General features: G+C 62.5%; 4 protein-coding genes. All 4 read right to left on the bottom strand.

Annotation, left to right across the window (positions count from 1 at the left end):
• Positions 1–600: extracellular solute-binding protein (locus AB1609_19430; protein MEW6048615.1), on the bottom strand; the 600-nt coding region annotated here is incomplete at its 3' end.
• 63 nt (positions 601–663) lie between these two features.
• On the bottom strand, positions 664–1125 hold the full coding sequence (locus tag AB1609_19425) for a RidA family protein (GenBank protein ID MEW6048614.1): 462 nt from the start codon (positions 1123–1125) through the stop codon (positions 664–666).
• A gap of 36 nt (positions 1126–1161) precedes the next feature.
• Entirely contained in the window at positions 1162–2292 is a 1131-nt protein-coding gene (locus AB1609_19420) for a Gfo/Idh/MocA family oxidoreductase (protein MEW6048613.1), read from the bottom strand.
• Between the two features lie 59 nt (positions 2293–2351).
• A partial coding sequence (locus tag AB1609_19415; GenBank protein ID MEW6048612.1) for a carbohydrate ABC transporter permease occupies positions 2352–3085 on the bottom strand: 734 nt, incomplete at its 5' end.

Below are 3085 nucleotides of genomic sequence, written 5' to 3'. Positions count from 1 at the left end.
GAAGACGTTGTAGTCAGAGATCTTGCCCTGCAGCGCGATGGGGATGATACCTTTAGCCTTGATCTTGTCGTTGAGCTTCAGCCACTCGTCCCAGGTCCGGGGCGGCTCCCAGCCGTACTGCTCAAACATCTCTTTGTTGTACCAGAGGTTCCACGTGAGCAGGTCCAGCGAGACACCCCAGATGTTGTCAGAGCCGTCCGTGAGGGTGTAAAGCGTGCTCGGCATCAACGTCTCTTTCCAGGTCTTGTTCTGGAAATACGCGGGCGTGTTCATGGCCTCCGTCAACGGATAGAGGAGACCGGAACGGAGCAGCTCCGCGTTCGTCACGCCCTCCCGCACCAGCCAGACCACGTCGGGGGGATCGCCCTGGAGAAAGCGCGGGCGGAGCACGACGCCGATCCGAGGGTTGCCCCAGAGGTTGACCTTCACATTGGGGTGCAGTCTCTCGTACTCCCGTGCGACGTACTGGAAGTGGTCGAGTCCGAAACCGCCCTGGAACACTGCCACCTCAAGCTCGATCTGCTCTGCCGATGCGACCACACCGACTGTGCACGTGAGCAGGATAATGGCCAACAGGGTGGGCAACAGTCGCTTCAGCATGATGGATGATCCACTCCCTTCTCTTCCCGCAGCCACTGGGGCCGCGGCTCGCTTTGCGTCCCGCTACTCTTTGATGGTCGCGATCATTTCCACTTCGACCGGCTGGTTGTTGGGCAGGTTGCTGGTGCCGATGGCCGACCGGGCGTGGCGGCCCTTCTCACCAAACAGCTGGACCATCAGGTCGGAGAACCCGCCCATGACGGCCGGCTGATCGTGCAAGTCGGGAGCGCTGTTGATGAAGCCTTGCACCTTCACGATCTGGTCGATCCGGTCAAGGTCACCTAGGTAGCGCTTAAGCGAGGCGAGGCAATTGAGTGCACAAAGCTGCGCTGCTTTGTATCCTTCCTCAAGCGACACTTCGGCACCGACCCGCCCGACGATCACGGGCTTACCATTCTTCTCGGGCCCGTGTCCTGAGACAAAGAGCAGGTTACCCACCTGCTTGACTGGCTCCAGTTTCCCAATGGGCGCCATAGGCGGCAGTTCGAGACCCAGTTCCTTCAGCTTCTGTTCAACGCGTCCCATATCTCACCCTCCACACAACGATTGCTCCGCTCCGGTTTAGTGCGGCTCAGAGCAGGGACGGGCGATCTGAACAGGCCTGGATTCCCTCGCCGACTGTTCGATGGCTTCGGTCACGCGAACCTGTTCGAGCGCCTCTCGCGCTCCAGGAAGGCCCTCCATCGTCCCGCGGCGGTAGCCCTCGACAAAGGCCTCGAGACCAGCTTCCCACTCGTGGGGATTCTCCTCCGGGTACAGTTCGAGCGAGTAGGGAGCCCCAACAGACGCTTCGTTGGCGACGACCCGGGCACGGATTCCTTGCTGGTTCAGCTGTGCTGCGTGTGCCAGCAGCTCGTCCACGTCGCCGTCTCTGCGGCACAACTTGAGCCCTCCCCTGACTCCGAAGCCGGGGACCTTGTTGTAGACAGCGGTCCCCTTCGTCCCACCCAGGGCGACGTAGAACTCCACCACCCCCTCCATGTGCTTCACCCACTCTGACTTCACCCTGACGACCGCCCCGTTGTCGAACCAAAACACGCACTCGAGCCAGTCCCAGGTGCCCGCCAGTATCTTCCGTCCACCCAGCGCCGACACTTCCTGCACCCTGGAGGGCTCCAGGTAAAAACCCAGCAGGTCCACCACGTGGCTCAGCAGAAAGTGCACAGGCGAACTACGACTGCTGAATTCTCTGCTCCGTTCTTTCCACATCGAGAGCGGAACAGCGATGCTGTCGTCGAGGCGCGCCTCCCCGTGCGTCACCTCACCCATCAACCCGGCCTTGACGAAGTAGCGAAGGGCCCGGTCGAGAGGGTAGAACCGGTTCAGGAACAGGACCCCGAGCTGGACACGATTCTGCTCGCAGGCCGTCAACATCGCCTCGGCGTCGGCCACCGTGGTCGCGAGGGGTTTCTCGCAGAGGATGAGCGGGACCCTTGCCCTTGCCGCCAGCTCCACCGGCTCCCGGTGCAGCCAGTCGGGAGTAACGACGAGGGCTATGTCAGGTCTCGTCTCGTCCAGGCACTGCTCCACGTTCACGTAGGCCTTCCCACCGACCTTCGAAGCCAGCGCCTGGGCTGCCTCCGGACGCACATCGCAGACGCCTTCGATGTCGACTAGGCGGGACCGTGTGAGGTACTCAGCGTGCTGGTTGCCCATCAGTCCCGCTCCAATCACGACGCATCGGCCCGCCATTACGGGAGGCCTCCTTCCTGTTGAGCCGGACACAGCCGGGTGCGGCCTGGCCGCGCTGCCTAGCCCTTGACTGCCCCGGCTAACATTCCGCGCAACAGATACCGCCCGGCAATTCCAAACAAGGCGAGAACCGGGATCGTCATAAGCACCGAAGCTGCCATCATCCCGCCCCAGTCGGTTTCGAACTCGCCCTTGAACAGCGCGAGCGCGACGGGCAGTGTCCGGGACCGGTCCGAGGACGTGAAAACGAGTGCAAAGAGGAACTCCTCGAAGGCCGTGATGAACGCGTACGTGGCCGTGGCGAAAAGCCCTGGGAGAATGGCTGGCATCGTGATCCGGACGACCGCACCCAGGCGCGTGCAGCCATCGACCTGGGCCGCATCCTCGAGTTCAGGCGGGACGCTGGCTACGTATCCTCTGAGGAGCCAGATGGCCAGCGGTGACGTCTGGACGACGTAGGCGAGCGCGACGCCCATGAGCGAGTTGACCAGGCCAAGGCGCGTGAGAATGATGAAGTACGGGACGAGGACGACAGCACCGGGTAAGAGCTGCGTGAACAGCACCCCCAAGCCGAACGCTCCGGCCCCGGGAAACCGGAATCGGGCAAAGCCGTAGGCGGCCGGCGTGCCAATGGCCAGGCTTATCAGCACGCTCACGGAAGAGACGACCAGGCTGTTGAGGAAGGCCCTCGGAACACTGCTCTCCATAAGCACCCGTCGATAGTGTGAAAGGGTGGGTGACTCGGGCAGCAGGCGAGGGGGCACCGTGAACAGCTCGCTCGGGGCTTTAAGAG

The sequence above is a fragment of the Bacillota bacterium genome, assembly GCA_040754675.1.
Classification (GTDB): Bacteria; Bacillota; Limnochordia; order Limnochordales; family Geochordaceae; genus Geochorda.
The sequence above is the reverse complement of the archived record's forward strand: the minus strand, read 5'-3'. Positions and strand labels throughout refer to the sequence as shown.

Excerpts from the sequence above, each read along its gene's own strand:
- AB1609_19420 (MEW6048613.1), bottom strand. The coding sequence starts at position 2,292 with ATGGCGGGCCGATGCGTCGTGATTGGAGCGGGACTGATGGGCAACCAG.
- AB1609_19425 (MEW6048614.1), bottom strand. The coding sequence starts at position 1,125 with ATGGGACGCGTTGAACAGAAGCTGAAGGAACTGGGTCTCGAACTGCCG.